18 protein-coding genes and 1 other RNA gene are annotated in these 18,208 nt (G+C 43.9%); 13 read left to right on the top strand and 6 right to left on the bottom strand.

Annotated elements, in window-relative coordinates; translation table 11 throughout:
- Nucleotides 1-9 precede the first annotated feature (9 nt).
- The 5 genes from ACXAD1_RS11815 to ACXAD1_RS11795 form a co-directional block, all read right to left on the bottom strand.
- Nucleotides 10-138 carry a zinc ribbon-containing protein gene (locus tag ACXAD1_RS11815; RefSeq protein WP_258759952.1) on the bottom strand — a complete coding sequence of 43 codons (129 nt, stop codon included), beginning with the start codon at nucleotides 136-138 and terminating at the stop codon, nucleotides 10-12.
- 12 nt (nucleotides 139-150) lie between these two features.
- Nucleotides 151-366, bottom strand: a complete 216-nt coding sequence (locus tag ACXAD1_RS11810) for a heavy-metal-associated domain-containing protein (RefSeq protein ID WP_206839484.1) — start codon at nucleotides 364-366, stop codon at nucleotides 151-153.
- Nucleotides 367-372: 6 nt separating this feature from the next.
- Nucleotides 373-879, bottom strand: coding sequence for a helical membrane plugin domain-containing protein (locus ACXAD1_RS11805; RefSeq protein WP_474910094.1), 507 nt, complete (start codon nucleotides 877-879; stop codon nucleotides 373-375).
- Nucleotides 854-3,844 carry a formate dehydrogenase subunit alpha gene (gene fdhF, locus ACXAD1_RS11800; RefSeq protein ID WP_474910093.1) on the bottom strand — a complete coding sequence of 997 codons (2,991 nt, stop codon included), beginning with the start codon at nucleotides 3,842-3,844 and terminating at the stop codon, nucleotides 854-856. Before fdhF ends, ACXAD1_RS11805 begins: the two co-directional genes overlap by 26 nt.
- Nucleotides 3,845-4,358: 514 nt before the next feature.
- The gene (locus tag ACXAD1_RS11795; RefSeq protein ID WP_474910092.1) at nucleotides 4,359-4,604 is read right to left on the bottom strand and encodes a hypothetical protein; all 246 of its coding nucleotides are present in this window, start codon (nucleotides 4,602-4,604) and stop codon (nucleotides 4,359-4,361) included.
- 141 nt (nucleotides 4,605-4,745) lie between these two features.
- On the opposite strand from ACXAD1_RS11795, the gene ssrS reads away from it, so the two are divergent.
- The 5 genes from ssrS (at nucleotide 4,746) to ACXAD1_RS11770 (ending at nucleotide 8,199) form a co-directional block, all read left to right on the top strand.
- Nucleotides 4,746-4,942: non-coding RNA, 6S RNA (ssrS, locus tag ACXAD1_RS11790), on the top strand.
- 104 nt (nucleotides 4,943-5,046) lie between these two features.
- Nucleotides 5,047-5,187 carry a hypothetical protein gene (locus tag ACXAD1_RS11785; protein WP_206839489.1) on the top strand — a complete coding sequence of 47 codons (141 nt, stop codon included), beginning with the start codon at nucleotides 5,047-5,049 and terminating at the stop codon, nucleotides 5,185-5,187.
- A 105-nt stretch (nucleotides 5,188-5,292) separates the two neighbouring features.
- On the top strand, nucleotides 5,293-6,270 hold the full coding sequence (locus tag ACXAD1_RS11780) for a ring-cleaving dioxygenase (protein WP_474910091.1): 978 nt from the start codon (nucleotides 5,293-5,295) through the stop codon (nucleotides 6,268-6,270).
- Between the two features lie 106 nt (nucleotides 6,271-6,376).
- Entirely contained in the window at nucleotides 6,377-7,615 is a 1,239-nt protein-coding gene (locus ACXAD1_RS11775) for an MFS transporter (protein ID WP_474910090.1), read from the top strand.
- 146 nt (nucleotides 7,616-7,761) lie between these two features.
- The gene (locus ACXAD1_RS11770; RefSeq protein WP_474910089.1) at nucleotides 7,762-8,199 is read left to right on the top strand and encodes a VOC family protein; all 438 of its coding nucleotides are present in this window, start codon (nucleotides 7,762-7,764) and stop codon (nucleotides 8,197-8,199) included.
- 301 nt (nucleotides 8,200-8,500) lie between these two features.
- Here ACXAD1_RS11770 and ACXAD1_RS11765 read toward each other — a convergent pair whose 3' ends face one another.
- On the bottom strand, nucleotides 8,501-10,150 hold the full coding sequence (locus ACXAD1_RS11765) for a M14 family metallopeptidase (protein ID WP_206839494.1): 1,650 nt from the start codon (nucleotides 10,148-10,150) through the stop codon (nucleotides 8,501-8,503).
- Nucleotides 10,151-10,491: 341 nt separating this feature from the next.
- On the opposite strand from ACXAD1_RS11765, the gene ACXAD1_RS11760 reads away from it, so the two are divergent.
- From ACXAD1_RS11760 to ACXAD1_RS11725, 8 genes are all read left to right on the top strand, one after another.
- Nucleotides 10,492-11,700, top strand: a complete 1,209-nt coding sequence (locus tag ACXAD1_RS11760; protein ID WP_206839495.1) for an acyl-CoA dehydrogenase — start codon at nucleotides 10,492-10,494, stop codon at nucleotides 11,698-11,700.
- 18 nt (nucleotides 11,701-11,718) lie between these two features.
- Entirely contained in the window at nucleotides 11,719-12,492 is a 774-nt protein-coding gene (locus ACXAD1_RS11755; RefSeq protein WP_206839496.1) for an SDR family oxidoreductase, read from the top strand.
- A 27-nt stretch (nucleotides 12,493-12,519) separates the two neighbouring features.
- The gene (locus ACXAD1_RS11750) at nucleotides 12,520-14,133 is read left to right on the top strand and encodes a long-chain-fatty-acid--CoA ligase (RefSeq protein ID WP_474910088.1); all 1,614 of its coding nucleotides are present in this window, start codon (nucleotides 12,520-12,522) and stop codon (nucleotides 14,131-14,133) included.
- 51 nt (nucleotides 14,134-14,184) lie between these two features.
- Nucleotides 14,185-14,748 (top strand): TetR/AcrR family transcriptional regulator, encoded by a 564-nt coding sequence (locus tag ACXAD1_RS11745; protein WP_474910087.1) that lies wholly within the window; start codon nucleotides 14,185-14,187, stop codon nucleotides 14,746-14,748.
- Nucleotides 14,749-15,052: 304 nt separating this feature from the next.
- Nucleotides 15,053-15,937 (top strand): 3-hydroxyacyl-CoA dehydrogenase family protein, encoded by an 885-nt coding sequence (locus tag ACXAD1_RS11740; RefSeq protein WP_370225130.1) that lies wholly within the window; start codon nucleotides 15,053-15,055, stop codon nucleotides 15,935-15,937.
- A gap of 11 nt (nucleotides 15,938-15,948) precedes the next feature.
- A complete protein-coding gene (locus tag ACXAD1_RS11735; protein ID WP_206839500.1) occupies nucleotides 15,949-16,350 on the top strand; it encodes an acyl-CoA thioesterase in 402 nt (133 codons plus the stop codon).
- A 40-nt stretch (nucleotides 16,351-16,390) separates the two neighbouring features.
- Nucleotides 16,391-17,464 carry a phosphotransferase family protein gene (locus ACXAD1_RS11730; protein WP_206839501.1) on the top strand — a complete coding sequence of 358 codons (1,074 nt, stop codon included), beginning with the start codon at nucleotides 16,391-16,393 and terminating at the stop codon, nucleotides 17,462-17,464.
- Between the two features lies 1 nt (nucleotide 17,465).
- Entirely contained in the window at nucleotides 17,466-18,206 is a 741-nt protein-coding gene (locus ACXAD1_RS11725; RefSeq protein ID WP_370225133.1) for a 2-phosphosulfolactate phosphatase, read from the top strand.
- Nucleotides 18,207-18,208 lie beyond the last annotated feature (2 nt).

Here is an 18,208-nt window from a genome sequence, read left to right as displayed (position 1 = left end):
AGTTCTTTATTAATTTTCAAAGGAAAATGGATGAACACGATCATTGGAGCAATCCGGGCAAATGATCAGCATATCAAAGCTGTATTCCTCTTCCTCTGTTTCCTCCCTATGCCCGCAGATTTCACAGACCTTTGCCAAAATAACACCCCCTTATTCATCGCTTGATAGAATGTTATATCCGCAGTCTTTGATCGCCTGTTCAAAATCCATGAAGGAGGCAGCATCTTCATCAAATGAGATGACTGCTTCACCACTCATGGAATTCAGCTTAATCTTCCGGACACCCCAGATATCATTCAGAGCCTTGCTTAGTTTTTCTTCATCCGCCTGATCCATGTTTTCGATAGAGATTGTTCGAGTAATCATTTCAAATCACTCTCCTGTTTTATAATGACTGTGCTCTTTGCCCATTTCCCTGCCCATTCCTTTAAGAAAACCAAGCATAGAATTGATGGCCAGATTAATATCAGGATCGCGCAAGGCTTTCATAAGCCCGAGCACACCGGTCTTTTCATTCCTTTTCATCACTTCTGCAGATTCATCAAGACCCTTAGTGACAGCACTCATCATGATATTCATCTGCTGGGGATCGAGGGAGCCAAGAAAATCGACGGTATTAAAACCGTTGCGGATGATATTGTGCATGTTCGGCTGGTTAACCTGGTCAATCGCAATGGCAGCCACTTTTTCTTTCGAATGCAGAAATCCTTGAAAAATATCAAGAATTCCAGACTTTTGCAGCTGTCCGATAATATCGATGGCACTTGAGATGGCCTCCCGGTTCTGGCTAAGCTGCGTTAAAAGACCAGCTATATCCTGCGCTTGTTCTTCCTGGGCCGAAGGCTGAACCAGTTCAATTTGCTTGATCGCTTTCGCCATCGTAGATACCCTCCTTTTTCAGCATTTCCGGAATGGAGATGAAGTCGTCCCGGCTCCATTTTTTCTCTGTTTCTACGCCAATATGCGGCTGCGGGCTGCCAAACCGGAAGTTGTGGTGAGGAAGCGGTGAATCGCCGTCCCGTTCCAGCACTTCCATTTTTACCTGCATTTCCTTGTAGTTGGGCGTATGTGTAATTTTGTCATGATAGCTGCTGGTCAGCTTATTGACTGCTCCCATTCCTTCAGTGGTATGCATCGGCAAATACAGTTCTTTTCCCTTGACCTGATCTGTCACCCACACTTTTACTTTGACATGGCCATAAGGGGAGGTGAGGCGCACAAGACTGCCGGTTTTGATATTCCGTTCGTCTGCCAGCTCAGGAGAAACCTCCAGCCATAGCTCCGGCACCTTATATGAAATGCCTTCGGATTGATAGGTCATGTTGCCTTCATGGAAATGCTCCAGAATTCTTCCGTTGTTCAAATGAAGGTCATATTCTTCTCCGGCTTCAAAAGGAGGAGTCCAATCCACGGTAATTAAGCGGGCTTTTCCATCCGGAAAATGAAACTTTTCCTTGTAAAGTAAAGGTGTATCCGTTCCATCCGGGGCAACAGGCCAAACAAGGCTTTCCCAGTTTTCAAGGCGCTTGTAGCTGACACCGGCAAACACAGGCGAAAGCTTAGCGGCTTCATCCATGATTTCACCTGGGTCTTTATAATGCCACTTTGCGCCAAGCTCGTTGGCAAGCTCCTGAAAGATGAGCCAATCCGGTTTGCTGTCACCGAGCGGCTCGAAAACTTTATTAAATCGCTGGATACGCCGCTCTGTATTCGTGAAGGTTCCGTCTTTTTCAAGGCTTGGCGCTGCCGGCAGAATCACATCCGCAAATTGGGCTGTCTTGGAAAAAAATATATCCTGCACGACAAAGAAATCCAGTTTTTCAAAGGCTTCGTGAACATAATTGATATTCGAATCCACAAGGCCCATTTCTTCCCCAAAAAGATACATGCCCTTTACTTTTCCAGCCTGGATGGCCTCTACAATCTGATGGTTGTTGAGACCAGGGTTTTTAGGGAGTTCGGTGCCCCAGGCTTGTTCAAAGCGGGTGCGGATTTCATCATTTTCTATTGGCTGATAACCTGGAAGCCAGGTAGGCATGGTGCCAAAATCACTCGCACCCTGGACGTTATTGTGGCCGCGCAGCGGGTAGGCTCCCGCACCAGGCTTGCCAAAATTGCCTGTAACTAAAAGCAGGTTGCTGATCGCGGTGCTTGTATCCGTGCCGCCTAAGTGCTGCGTAACACCCATGGCCCATAAAATGCAAGTACCGTTTGCATTATGAATCATTTCAGCAATTTTGATTAAAGTTTCCTTTGAAATCCCGGTAACTTCTTCAGCATAATCGAGTGTAAATTTTTCAAGGGACTTTTTATATTCATGCACATGGTTTACACGAGAGTAAAGAAATTCGCTGTCTTCCCAGCCCTGGTCGATAAAGTATTTTGTGACAGCGGAAAGCCATACCAGATCGGTCCCCGGCTTCGGGTGGATATGCAAATCAGCCCGCTCTGCCAAATCATTTTTTCGAAGGTCAGCTACAATCAGCTTCTGATCCGCCAATTTATGCGCCCGTTTGATTCGGGTTGCGAGAACAGGATGTGATTCTGCCGGGTTCGCACCGACAACAATGATTAAATCCGAGCTTGCGATATCCTTCATCGTACCGGAGTCACCGCCGATGCCGACTGTGCGGATAAGACCCATGGAGGCAGGTGTCTGACAGTATCTTGAACAATTATCAATATTGTTCGTTTTAAAAATGGCTCTGGCAAGCTTTTGGAACAGATAGTTTTCCTCGTTGGAACACTTGGAAGATGCGATAAAACCGAGGGCATCCGGTCCATTCTCTTCTTTGATGTCAGTGAATTTCTCCGCAATAAGAGATAGGGCCTCATCCCATGTGGCTTCAAAGAATTTTTCCCCTTTTCTGATTAGAGGTTTGGTGAGGCGTTCTTTGCTGTTCACAAAGCTCCAGCCGAATTTTCCTTTCACACATGTCGAAATTCCATTAACAGGAGCTTCAGGCGACGGCTGGATTTTGAGAATTTCCCTGTCTTTCGTCCAAACCTCGAAGCTGCAGCCGACCCCGCAATACGTACAGACCGTTTTTGTCCGCTTAATACGGGCTTCCCGCATCGCTGCCTCTACATTGGAAATAGCAAATATCTCTTTATACCCAGGCTCAACTTCTTTCGTTAAATCAATCATCGGCTCAAGAAGAGGCTTTGGAATATTCGTGAGATAGCCGGCTTTGCCGAGCATCGATTTCTCCATTAATGCATTGCAGGGGCACACTGTCACACAATGCCCGCAGGATACGCAGGAGGATTCATTTATCGGCACATCATTATCCCAAATCACGCGCGGCTGCTCCCGGTCCCAGGCGATGCTTAGAACCTCGCTCACCTGCAGATCCTGGCACGCCTCCACACACAGCCCGCAAAGAATGCACTGATCCGGCTCATACCGGTAAAAGGGATTCGAAGTATCCTGAGGGTAGGGCTTTGGTTTAAATTCATACTTCTGGTGCTCAATCTTAAAATGTTCCGCTGTATTATGCACTACACAATTTCCGTTATTGTTATCGCAAACCGTACAGTATAGCTCATGATTTTTCAAGATGCGGGACATTCCCTCAAGCTGGGCTTCCTTGGCCAGCTCTGACACAGAACTTACCTTCATATTCGTCTCAGCCTTTGTCGCACAAGACCGCTTCAGCTCGCCATCAATCTCTACGTAGCAGGTATCGCACGTCTGAATGACGCCAACACCCAGATCAGGCTGGGAAGAACAAATCCCCGGGAGAAAATGGTTGTGTTCCCGCGCCGCTTCAAAAATCGACTGACCCGATTTTGCTTCGATTTCCTTTTCATCCAGGTAAAAAGTAAATTTTTCTCTGTCCATTCTGCACCACCTATTCATTCGTACTATTTAAAAAGTATTTGTTAAAAGTGGGAAATGTATTACAAAATGGCCGGAATTGGCAGGGGAATGCTGAGGACGAAAGTGGGTGCTATGGATTCAAGTCATAGGTGGATTATGGAGCCCAAAAAAGGAGAAGAGAGGAGAAAATGGTCGTCAAAGAGGAGTCATGAAGCCCAAAAATGGAGAGGCCAGGAGAAAACGGTCGCCATAGAGGGGGCATGAAGCCCAAAATCAAGAGGATGCGGAGAAAACGGTCGCCATAAAGGAGTCATGAAGCCCAAAGCAGAACAAAACTAAAACAGTGAAATTTTCATTTTTTAGCTATTAATCATTAGTTCTTTCAGGGCTTGGGCATTTTCTTTGTCTAAGGTTCCTAATGCATTTTTTTCTCTGCGAAAAATCTCTGCAGATCCATCTTTCTTGCTGAACCATATGGAGTACCCAGTCAATCTCTCTGGCATATCTCTGTCATAAGTAAAGAATAAAGTGGCTATCACATCTTCTTTTTCATTTCAGCCATTTGGGGCTTTATGTCTGCCTCCCATTCAATTCTTGAGATTATGTTTCTTAAGGATTTAATCTTTTCTTTATCAGTTATAATCAACTCTTTTTCACTTTTTTCTTCTAAGATGTCAACTCTAGTCAGCTGATTCAGGTCAAATTCATATGCTGCATCTTTTGAACATCCGATTAAAAGTGAGATGGTAATAATAGATAAAATAATAGGATTTTGTTTCATTAATAATCCTCCGATTGGTTGGCTGGTGTAAAATTTATTCACCAATAATTATTCAACCCCTTTTTTAAAATTTGTTTTTCGTACAATAAAAAGACTGAGCATGCCCATTGAAAAATCCGCCAGTATCCGTTAATATATAAATACAAGCTGCATTGTTCGTAATCATAATAAAGTTTTAACCTTTAAGCTGTAACAGGGAGTTTTACATTGAAACGGGAATGACAGGCCTCCGTCTATATGACAAGGAGGACAGGCAGGAATGTTTCTGCGAACACCCACTTTGAGGAGTGGTGGTTTAAAACTTTCTTATCCTTATTTACGGCAATGGCGGCTGTACATACGTAAATTAAACCAGTTCCCAGGAGGAGCTGGTTTTTTTGCGTTTAGAAATCAAAATTCTGGTTAAACCAAGATAAACGACACATTAACAGGAGATGTAATAATGAAAGAGATTACGGAAATGAGATATTGCGAAGTCTGCGGAAAAGAAACTGTCCACATCGCCAGGGAGGATGCACTGGAGATTGAATACATCTGCAAGGAATGCAATCATGAAGAAGACATCATTAAGTCCTTTTTCTAAAACCCCGGTATATTTTGACACCATCAGTAAGACGTGCTAAAATAAAATTATCTCGAATTAAAGATATTTTATTTTAAGATAAATTAAAACGGGGAGGAAGTACAATTGAATCAACTAAAAGGTATTCACCATGTTACAGCTATTACAAGCAGTGCTGAGAAAAATTATGAGTTTTTCACTTATACATTAGGAATGCGTTTAGTAAAGAAGACGGTAAATCAGGATGACATTCAAACGTATCACTTATTTTTTGCAGATGACACAGGAAGTCCAGGAACAGATATGACATTTTTTGATTTTCCTGGTATTCCGCAGGGATCTCATGGTACGGATGAAATTTCGAAAACGTCATTCCGGGTTCCGACAGATGAAGCACTCGATTATTGGGTAAAGCGGTTTGACCTTTTAGAGGTTCCACATTCAGGGATCAAGGAGCAGTTCGGCAAGAAAACACTGTCATTCTCAGATTTCGATGATCAAAAATACCAATTGATCTCGGATGAAACCAATAGGGGAATACCATCAGGCACACCCTGGCAGAAAGGGCCCATTCCGCTTGAATACGCGATCACTGGTCTCGGGCCGCTTTTTGTAAGGGTAGCTCAATTTGATTATTTTAAGGAAATGATGGAAAAGGTGCTGCACTTTAAGGAAATTGCTAACGAAGGAGATTTCCATTTATTCGAAGTGGGTGAAGGAGGAAATGGAGCACAGGTGGTAGTAGAATATAACCAGTCGCTTCCTCAGGCACGCCAGGGGTATGGAACAGTCCATCACGCAGCATTCCGCGTGGAAGATAAGTCTGTTCTCGAAGAATGGGATCAGCATTTGAGAGGCTTTGGTTTCCAGACATCAGGATTTGTAGATCGCTTCTTCTTCGGTTCTTTATATTCCCGGGTTGCTCCGCAGATTTTATTTGAATTCGCGACGGATGGTCCTGGATTCATGGGTGACGAGCCTTATGAAACACTTGGGGAAAAACTCTCACTCCCGCCATTCCTGGAGCCAAAAAGGGAGCAAATTGAAAGCTATGTCCGCCCGATCGATACAGTAAGAAGCACAAAGGATCTTGTAAAAGAATAACAAAGTCATAGGCACCTGTATTCCACTGCTTTAACGCAGTGGAGGACAGGTGCCTTTTTTTAGCGTATAATGGAGGGTATTCTTTAGAAAATAGGAGCAGAGGGCAGTGGAGAAACATAACAGCAAATACAGGTGGTTTGTCTTTGGCGCGGTCTTATTTACATACTTCTTAATCGTGAGTCAAAGAACAGCTCCTGGCTTAATTACTGATCAATTAATGAGGGAATTCGGTGTGACAGCTGCGGCCATTGGGCTCCTGACTAGCATCCAATTTTTTGCCTATGCCAGCCTGCAGGTTCCCATTGGAATATTATCCGACCGTTTTGGCCCTAATGTATTTTTAATCGCCGGAACCCTTCTAAACGGAATCGGCACTTTATTATTCAGCTTTGCTGCAAATGAATACATCCTTTTCGCGGCAAGAATGCTAGTCGGAATAGGTGATGCGACGATCTGGATTAATGTTGTCATCATTTTAGGCAGATGGTTTAAGGTAAATGAATTTGTAAAATTGCTTGGTTTTGCGGGCATGTCCGGGAGCTTTGGATTTTTGCTCGCGACTGTGCCATTTTCCATTTGGATTTCCATTTGGGGCTGGCGCATTCCGTTTTTGGCGGTGGGCATTATTTTGACCATCCTCGCCATATTGCTGTATTTCATTTTAATTTTGCAGCCTTCCCGGATGGGAATCGAACCTAAGAAATCAAAAGGTAAGAAGGAGCCAGCAGAGAAAACAGCCAACATATTAAAGAGAGTTTTTTCTGACCGTCAGGCATGGGCCACGTTTTTGTGTCATTTTGGCGTGGTTGGCACTTATGTTGGCTTCATCGGTTCATGGGCAGTGCCATATGGAATGGAAATGTATGATCTGACCCGTTCTGAATCCAGTCAGCTAGTTATGATTGGACTGATTGGGGCAATCATCGGTGCTCCGTTAATGAGCTTCATATCAGGACGGATGGGCAGCATCAAACGCCCTTATCTTTTTGCCCACATAATCGTCGTACTGGGTTGGGCATTATTTCTTTTATTCCAGGGCAAACCTCCATATCCGCTCGTGATTGTCCTTTTCCTGATCATGGGTTATGGGAATGGGGCAAGTACGCTGACGTTCGCGATTGTCAGAAAATCATTTGACATCCGGGATGTGGGTGTCGTTTCAGGTTTCGCCAACACTGGAGGCTTTCTGAGCGCAGTTTTGCTGCCATTTATTTTCGGAAAAGTTTTGGATACATTTGAAGCAGGATACCAGTATGGATTTATTATTCCGGTCATCTTTTCATTGATTGGACTGATGGGCGCAGGGTTAATAAAGGAAAAAGGACGCCGATTGGCTAAAGGATAATATTTAGAGGACAAATTGTGGCAGATACTGATAGTTTATATCAAAATTCGCTGTATAGTGCTTATTTAACTATCATGGTAGGAATCTGCAAATGGTTTGTTGAATAATTCTGTGAAGAGCACATGATCTCGGAGGAGGTATTAGATATGAAGATCAATAGAATTGATCATGTGAGTATAAACGTAAATGATCTTTCAGAGGCTAAAGCGTTTTTTCTTGATTTAGGACTTGAAGTACAAGCGGAATGGGAATTGGATGGAGAACAGTTGGACAGAATAGTTGGGCTTAATGATGTTAAAACGGCATGTGTTGGATTAGGGATGCCGGATGGTCAGGCATGGATAGAGCTAGTCAAATTTTATACGCCGTCAGATGAAAGAGATATTCAGCAACCTTTTGCAAATACGCCGGGTATCCGGCATATTTGCTTTGCTGTTGAAGATATTGAAGCTATTGTTGCAAAATTGAAAAAGAAGGGCACGGAAATCTTTAGCGAGATACAGCAATATGAAGAAAGTTATAAGTTATGCTACATTCGTGGTCCAGAGGGAATTATTTTAGAGTTGGCGGAGAAAATTAAATAAACAGACAATATGCTGGCATATATAGAGAAACAATATCTCTTATCTAAACACGCTGAAATTTCAGACTGGACGGCTGTCTTTTTAGAGACAGCCGTTCTGTTTCCTTGTTGGACAAACGGGGGCATTAGCTGAAAAAAAAGGGGAACCTCGACTAATGATGGTTCCCCTAATTTATTACTTAAAAATCAACATTTAAATTTAATAGAGCCATTAAAAAAGAAGCCAATGGCTATACTGCTGTCTTTGAAGGAAAGCTGAAACAACCCAGAGAGGCTGACATATGCGACAGCCTCCTTTTTATTTATTTCATAAATGGTTTCATGTTTGATTTCTTTGGATCAATGGTAAAACGGTAAATCGGCAATTCCTTCCCAACTTCAGAAGGGACGTAGCCGAAGGTCGTATAACTGTCTACTGATTCAGGCTCCAGGGAGAGGGAAAGCAGATTTGTTTGAGGCTGAGCTGTAAGAAATACATAAGTGCCTTTCGGGAAGCTAATGTTCTTCTTAGTCAGCTCAGTTTCAACTTCTGCAAGATCCCTGCCTTCGTAATTCCCTGCACCTTCCTTAGAAGTAACTGTAAAGGCTTCAGCTGGAAGGCTTACATCTTTCGGAAGTTTAAAGCCCTTTAACCCTTGATCCTTTAATTTTTCCGCAATTTCCTCATGACCTGGTTTAATCAGATAGGCAGTAGGTCTATCTCTTACCAATGTGGGTTCTGCGTCGGTTGCACTTAAGTATTTAACAGGGATATCCTGAACAGTGCCTGTTGCAATGTCCACCATTTCAAGAGTCTCATTCTCAATCTCTTTATTTTCGCTATCAATAATTATTGGGTCATTGTCATTTGGTTTTAGGCCTTTTTTAATAAGATTAAGTCTTTCAAATGCTACCAGATTTTTAATTTGTCTTGCATGACTGGCCGTTTGCTTAAGAATGCTTTCATGGGTCGCAATTTGGGCGTTCACCCGGCGCGCAAAATCTTCTCGGCCGATGCCAATGCCTCTGCTCTCTACCAGGAAGGAGAATGCAGGCTGAAGTCCGAATGAATTCCGGCCAATTCTTGGTTCAGTGGAGCCCTCGATTATTTCAATTTCACCTTGGTCATCAAGGCCTGCTGTATAGTAAATTTCTGCGGAGATGCCATTATTCTCAAGCTCTTCCATTGCAGGTTCGACGAATAAACTGTCAGATGCCTGACGGATTTTTTCAGGGATATTGAGGTTTCGGCCAGATTGGATCAGAATATCGTGATACTTCAACGCGCCCTGTTCACCAACTTGATTAAAAGCACTGCTGTACACGGAATATTCATGAGCATCGATCACCACTTCCGGTGAATATTTATTAAATTCTGCATGAATGGCCTGTACCTCTGGAGATTCAAGTTTTATATGATCGCGATTTCCGTCAAGACCGTCGGCAAGCTGTCTTTTAAAAGCATAGGATCCATCAGGATTGACTCTTGGTATGACAATGACATTGATATCGTCCAAAATTTCCTTGCCTAACTCCCCGGCAAGCCTGTTGGCCAAGGCCAGGATTGATTCTCCGCTGGCAGGCTCATTGCCATGGATCTGGCTCTGAACCCACACAATCGGCTTTTTTGATAAATAGCCTGATCTTATATGTTTATCCTTTGTGAAATAAAGGGCTGGTATTTCACGGCCTTCTTGGGATGTTCCGATTGTTTTAACAGTCAGGAAAGGACTTTTAGCTTCGAGCTGGTTTATGTAAGACATCATTTCTTCTTGAGAAGTAAATGCATCACCGTCCCTTGAAAAGGCAGGAGTCTTGTCTTTTACCTCGATGTCAGGAAAGAGATGTCTTACTTGTTCAGGCTGGCTGTATGATTTCCCGTAATAGGGAGTTTCTGCCTGAACTGCGGGTGCAGCCAATAAAGCAGCAGACAGGAGTACAGGAATAGTGCGTTTATTTACTAATTTTTTCATCGGCTAAGTTCCTCCTCTATTAATTTCAAATCAATAATAGATGAAGACTGTTTTAAGTGTCAAAAAATTTAGAATAGTATAAATTGAGGAGTTTAAAGGTTAAATTGTTTTAAAAGCAGTAAATGTAGGTGCATAGTTCTAATATAATTCGGGGAACGAAATAGAATGGTTTCTAACTAGCAAAAATTCCCTACATTCTGTCTCAATAAAAACAGTGCTTTTGTTAGGAGTTGAAATTATTAAATTAAAAAATTTTCTGAAAATAAGTTGAATTTTTTCCATGATTGTTTATACTAAACTTGTAGCATACCGACCGGTCAGTTAGTGGAGGAGGGATGGAAGTGGATTTTTCATACTCATCAAAAGTGCAGGAGCTTATAAGGAAATTAAACTTGTTTATGGATGAAAACGTTTATCCGAACGAATCATTGTATGAACAGCAATTGAAAGAACAGGAAAACCGATGGAATGCTATTCCGCCCATTATGGAAGAGCTGAAACGCAAGGCGAAGGATGCCGGGTTATGGAACTTATTTTTACCGGAAAGCGAGTATGGCGCAGGACTCACGAACGTGGAATATGCTCCGCTATGCGAAATCATGGGACGTTCGATGATTGCACCGGAGATCTTCAATTGCAATGCACCTGATACCGGCAACATGGAAGTGCTCGCAAGGTATGGCACCGATCAGCAAAAGAGTTATTGGCTGCAGCCGCTGCTAAAAGGAGAAATACGATCATGTTTTTCCATGACAGAGCCGGATGTTGCCTCTTCTGATGCCACAAATATTGAAGCCCGGATTGAAAGGCAAGGTACAGAGTATGTCATAAATGGACGGAAGTGGTGGTCCTCAGGTGCAGGAGATCCGAGATGCAGGATAGCGATCGTTATGGGAAAAACCGATCCTGCTGCCAGCCGTCATGAACAGCAATCTATGATTCTTGTTCCTTTGGATACGCCAGGAGTAAAAATAGAGAGGATGCTTCCGGTGTTTGGCTATGATCACGCTCCCCATGGCCATGCTGAAATTACATACGACAATGTCAGAGTTCCTGCTGAAAATATGATTTGGGGTGAAGGGAAAGGGTTTGCCATTGCACAGGGAAGGCTTGGTCCGGGACGCATCCATCATTGCATGAGGCTAATTGGAGCAGCAGAGCGCGCTCTTGATGAATTATGTAAGCGTGTACAAAATCGCATCGCTTTTGGAAAACCGCTCTCCAGTCAGGGAGTCATCCGGGAATGGATTGCGGATTCCCGAATTGAAATTGAGCAGGCAAGACTATTAACGCTTAAAGCGGCCTATATGATGGATACAGCCGGCAATAAAGTGGCAAAAACGGAGATTGCTATGATCAAAGTTGTGGCCCCATCCATGGCTCTTAAGGTAATTGACCGTGCGATTCAGTCTTTTGGTGCCGCAGGAGTCTCTGAGGATGTTCCGCTTGCGGCCCTGTGGGCAAATGCCAGGACGCTGAGGCTGGCAGACGGGCCAGATGAGGTCCATCGGGCACAGATTGCTAAGCTTGAGCTGAAAAAATACCAATAGGAGAAAGCAGGGAGTCATATGAACGTGATGGATTTATTTGACCTAACCGGGAAAACAGCACTGATAACTGGAGGAGGTCGAGGGCTGGGTGCCCAGATTGCGGAAGGCTTTGCCGAGGCAGGCGCAAATATCATTCTTTGTTCAAGAAAGGTGGAGGCATGTCAGGAAACAGCTGATCGTCTCGCCAAACTTGGAGTGAAAACTTTAGCTCTATCCTGTGACATAAGCAAACCGGAGGACGTCCATAAAGTGATCGAAGAAACGGTTAAGGAATTTGGCAGCATTGATATTCTTGTCAACAACAGCGGTGCCACGTGGGGAGCACCTGCCGAGGAGATGCCGCTTGATGCCTGGCAAAAAGTTATCAATGTGAATGTGACAGGGACGTTCTTAATGAGCCAGGCTGCTGGTAAGATCATGATTGAGCAAAGGTCCGGAAAGATCATTAATATTGCCTCTGTTGCCGGACTTGGGGGCACTGACCCCCGGGTGATGGATACGATCGGCTATAACACAAGTAAAGGCGCTGTTATTACGATGACAAAGGATCTGGCTGTAAAATGGGGCAGGTATGGCATCAATGTAAATGCCATTGCGCCAGGTTTTTTCCCTACAAAAATGTCAGCGGCGATTATTGAGCAGGGGAAAAACCCAATTCTGGAGGCAACACCTCTCAGGCGCTTTGGCTCTGATGATGATTTGAAAGGCGCCGCTTTGTTCCTGGCTTCCAATGCGTCAAATTATGTGACGGGAGACGTATTAATCGTCGATGGCGGAACGCATGCAATGTAAAAACGGTAAACTTTGGAGGGATTAAGAATGAGTGAAAAGAAAACCTGGCATGCCCGCTATCCTGAATCAATTGCATCCGAAGTAAACATTCCGAGCAAGTCGATGCCTGAGATGCTGCAGGAAGTGACAGCGATGTATCCGCAGAATACAGCTTTATCTTTTTATGGCCGGAAAATGCTTTATACGGAACTTCAAAAAGCTGTCTATGGATTTGCTGCATCCCTGCAGAAAAATGGTGTTCAAAAAGGCGGCCGTGTTGCCATCATGCTGCCCAATTGCCCGCAATATGTGATTGCGTATTATGGCACCCTTGCAGCAGGCGCGATCGTTACTCAGGTGAACCCGATGCTGGTTGAGCGCGAGCTTGAGTATATCATGAATGATTCCGGTGCTGAAACCCTTGTCGTTTTTGATGCTTTATATCCACGCGTAAAGGGAGTACAGAGCAAAACGAAATTAAGAAATATAATTGTTGTCAGCCTTCAGCAATCAGATGCAGATTTTTCTCCTGATAAAACGTTTGAAGATTTTTTACATGAAGGCAAGGGGCAATTCACCCCGGTCAACATTGAGCCTGAACAGGATATAGCCGTCCTTCAATATACAGGCGGTACAACGGGCCGATCTAAAGGGGCCATGCTGACTCATTACAATGTTCTCGCAAATGTGGTTCAGTCCTATGAATTTTTTAAAGAAAGAACCAAAATAGGCGGGGAAAAATTCTTAACCGTCATTCCGCTGTTCCACGTTTTTGGTATGACTGCCTGCATGAACTTTGCCATTTATACAGCCAATGAATCTATATTATTGCCACGCTTTGATTTGGAGGAAGTTCTTAATACGATTAAAAATGAGCAGCCATCTGTATTTCCGGGTGTTCCGACCATGTATGTGGCAATCACCAATCATCCGCGCGCAGAGGAATATGGGATTGATAGCATTGAAACGTGCAATAGCGGAAGCGCGCCAATGCCTGTCGAACTGCTGCGCGATTTTGAAAGAAAGACAGGAGCAAAAATACTCGAAGGCTATGGCTTATCCGAAGCTTCCCCAGTAACCCACTGCAATCCGCCTTTTTCAGAACGAAAGCCCGGAAGCGTCGGAATCGGTTTTCCTTCAACTGATTATAAGGTAGTCGATTTGGCCACCGGAACAGAAGAAGTTCCGAATGGAGAACTCGGTGAGGTCATCATTAAAGGACCCCAGATCATGAAAGGATATTGGAATATGCCGGAGGAGACGGCCGTCACATTACTTGATGGATGGCTCTACACCGGTGATATTGCTAGAATGGATGAGGACGGTTTCCTATATATTGTCGACCGTAAGAAAGACCTGATTATTGCAAGCGGGTATAATATTTATCCTCGCGATATTGAGGAAGTGCTCTATGAGCATCCTGCAGTTCAGGAGGCCGTAGTCATTGGTATCCCGGATGCTTACCGGGGTGAAACAGTAAAAGCTTTCGTCGTCCTGAAAGCTGGCAAAACTTCGACCGAAGAAGATATCATTTCATACTGCAAGCAGAACCTGGCTGCCTATAAAATCCCATCGGCCGTTGAATTCCGCCAGGAGCTCCCAAAGACAAATGTCGGGAAAATCCTTCGGCGGGCTTTGCGGGATGAGGTTCGGAACCACTGATTTATATGTTATAATTCTGTCGATATTTACTAACAGAAGCGGGGACTAACATTGAAAGAAAAAATTACTGAAAAGAGCATCCGGCTATTTGATCAGAAAGGATTCAGCGAGACATCTATTCAGGATATAGTCGACAGCCTCGGTGTGACGAAAGGGACGTTTTATTACTATTTTTCCAGCAAAGAAGAGCTTCTGATGGACATCCATCTTCGCTACATTGATGACATGCTAGCCTTTCAGCACGAAATTCTCGGGGATGATTCAAAATCCAGCAAAGACAAACTCTATGCGATTGTTCAAATGCTGATCAGCAATATTAAAACACAGGGAGCCAGCGCGAAAGTCTTTTTTAGGGAAATGCGCAACCTCAGTGAGGAAAGCTTATCGGAAATTATTCCGAAAAGAGATCAGTTCAGACTGAATATCGAAAAATTAATAGATGAAGGCAAGGAGAAAGGAGAGTTCCGGGCGAATCTCAACTCTCCGATTATTGCCTTTGGCATCCTGGGCGTCACCAACTGGAGCTATCAGTGGTTCAACTCGGATGGATCTATATCTGACCGGGAAGTGGCGGAGATATTTACGGAAATGATCTTAAAGGGGATTGAGATGTAAATCGAAATTCTTTTAAAGTAGGGAAAATAAAGATTCTTCTTTGTCTCTATTATTTAGTAGGTGACAGCATAGGACGGGAACTATATTTTAAGATACTGAGTTGATTGTAGCGGAAGACACTTGACTCCTGCGGGAGGAGAGGGAGCGGGAGACCCCACAGGCGAAGCCGAGGAGGCTCCCGTTCCTCCCCGCGGAAAGCAAGTGACTGCAGCGGAAATCAACGGGCAGTATAAATAAGGTATAACAATCTATTAAAACATAATTTTTAAGACATACCAACTGGTCAGTATAAGGAGGGCAAAAGATGAATGCAAATGATGTTAAGCAAATTACCGTTATCGGTGCCGGACAGATGGGCCACCAGATCGGAATGCTGTGTGCGCTGGGAGGTTATGAAACGATCATCCAGGATCTGAACGAAAACGCATTGCAGGATGCTGAAGCAAAGCTTCAAACCATTATGTCTAAATGGGTCTCCAAGGGCAAACTAGCTGAAGATGCTAAAGCTTCTGCATTTAATAGGCTGCGCTTTTCCGCCAGCCTTGAAGAAAGTGTAAGGAACTCCGACTTGATCATTGAAGCAGTAACCGAAAAGCTTGATGTAAAAAAAGAGGTCTTCAGGAAACTGGAGCATCATGCTCCTCCACATGCCATTTTTGCGACCAATAGTTCAACCATCGTGAATAGTTTAATAGCTGGTGAAACGGAGCGGCCGGAAAAAGCCGTCAATATGCATTTCTTCTTCCCGCCTCTCGTAATGGATTGTGTGGAAGTAGTTATGAGTGAACAGACGTCTGAAGAAACTGCACAAATAGCTATGGATGTCTGTAAAAGAATCAACAGGACAGCCGTCCTTCTGAAAAAGGAAATTTCCGGATTCGTCGCAAACCGCATTCTCGGTGCTCTCCAAAAAGAGGCAGTGGCTCTATATGAACAGGGAATTGCAGACTATAAAGATATCGATATTATCTGCAGGAAAGCATTGAACCATCCAATTGGCCCTTTTGAGCTCATGGATTTGTCCGGACTGGATGTCGCTTATTATGTAATGGATCAGCGTTATCGGGAGACCGGAGATCCAGCCGATAAACCGTTTGCCTGTGTTGCTGAAAAGGTGGAAAAGGGTGAATTGGGCAGAAAAACAGGCAGGGGATGGTACGAGTATACTTCAAACAAGATTAAGAGTTAAGGGGTGGCGCCATGCATGAAATGCAGGTAACAGTGAGGTTTAGCGAAACTGATGCACTTGGCCATATCAACAATACAAGTTATTTTATTTACCTTGAAGAAGCACGAGTGAAATATTTCGAGACGCTTGGCTACAGTATGGATGTGAAGAAATGGAGCTTTATCCTGGCCTCCACTAAGTGCGACTTTTTAAGCCAGGGGTATTTTAACCAAATCCTTACCGTTAAAACCTGGGTATCAAGGATTGGCTCCAAGAGCTTTCAGCTGGATCATGAAATTGTCTGTACCCAGTCAGGTGATCTCATTGCCAAAGGGAGCGCCATCATTGTCTATTTCAATTTCGGCAAACAGGAAAGTGCTGTCATACCTGATCTTCTCCGGGAAGGGCTTACCCAAAATTTAATAGAAACATAAATTTAAAAAACGGAATTTTCTTATAAAAAGGAGGAGACACATGCCTCAGCAAATGAGCCAGGATACCATTCCTGTGAGAAAAGGGGAGCAATTGAACACCGCTGCACTGGAAAAATTCCTGCGGAGCGAGATTGGGAATCTTCCAAATGAACCACTCGAGATTCTGCAGTTTTCAGCAGGGCACTCCAATCTGACATATCAGCTGAAAATGGGAGAGTGGGAAGCAGTGCTCCGCAGGCCTCCGCTTGGACCTGTCGCACCGAAAGCTCATGACATGGAGAGGGAATTCAGGGTGATTTCTGAGATCCACCCCTTTTTAAATGCAGCCCCGAAGCCGCTCCTTTTCACAGATAATAAAGAAATTGCCGGTGCAGCTTTTTTCATTATGGAAAGGAGGCATGGAGTTGTTTTAGATACCTCATTCCCTGAAGGATTGGATGCAGATGAAGGAGTTTGCAGAAGGCTGTCTCAAATTATGGTCGATAAACTTGCCGAACTTCATTCCATTAACTATAAAAGGACAGGTTTAGCTGAAATCAGCAATCCTGATGGATTTATGGAAAGACAGGTGCATGGCTGGATTGGACGGTATGAACGGGCCAAGACGGATGAAGTTTCTGAAGCGGATACACTGAAAAAATGGCTGATCAATCATATCCCGATAAGTCCGGAACCTTCCATCATCCATTATGATTACAAACTGAACAATGCGATGTTCAATGAAAATTTGACAGAAATGGTTGGTCTGTTTGACTGGGAGATGGCAACTGTTGGCGATCCGCTGGCAGACCTTGGTGCAGCGATGAGCTATTGGATTCAGGGAGATGATCCAGATCTGCTCAAGTTTGGCTTAGGCAAACCTCCAGTAACTGTTCAAAACGGCTTTTACTCACGCAGAGAATTTATGGAGGCATATGCTAAAAGAACTGGCCGGGATCTCAGCAGCATGAATTTTTATTTGACCTTTGCCTACTTCAAACTCGCCGTCATTTGCCAGCAAATCTATTACCGCTACAAGAATGGCCAAACAGGCGATGTCCGTTTTTCACAATTCCATACATTCGTTAAAGTGCTCCTGAAACATGCGGTACAGGCTGCAAACGAGAAAAACTGAGATGAAGAAAGTACATGTGATTTTAAGGAAAGAGGATATTTCAGAGGAGAAATTAAGAAAAGGAAGTAAAGTAGCCGTCGTTTTGGATATTCTTCTCGCGACCACGACAATTACTTCAGCTCTTTCAGAAGGGGCTGCGGAAGTCATCCCTGTATTGGATGTTACGGAAGGTATGAATGCTGCTGCAGGCTTGGAGCCGGAAACCTTTGTTCTTGCAGGCGAGACTCACGGTAAACCGATTGATGGATTCGTTTATCCCATTCCGAGCCGCCTCCGTGAAATGGTAAAGGGCAAGACGCTGATCCTGTCAACAACAAATGGAACGGTAGCTTTAAGAAAATCAGCCTGCGCCTCAAAAGTCTATATCAGTTCACTATTAAACAATCGTGCTGTTTCAGAGTCAATAAAGGGAGAAAGTGAGACAGTCATTGTTGTATGCTCAGGAAATTCGGGAGAACTCAGTTTGGAGGACTTTTACGGTGCAGGGCATTTTATTGATTGCTTAACCGCTTATGATCAATGGGATATGACCGATTCTGCAAAAGCTGCTTTGCATTTTTACCGGAGTGCATCAGGAAGCGCTTTTGATATCCTGTCATCATCCAGGGTAGGCAGGCTTTTTGCCAGGTACGGCCTTGCAGAAGACTTAGAGTTCGCTTCACAGACTGACATGAAAGCGATAGTTCCCATTCTGAAAAATGGCAGGGCGGTCATCCATCAGACCGCTTTAAAAGGAGAGTGAAT

The organism is Cytobacillus sp. ABV4_503 (assembly GCF_056158445.1).
This window is presented reverse-complemented; position numbering and strand designations above follow the sequence as displayed.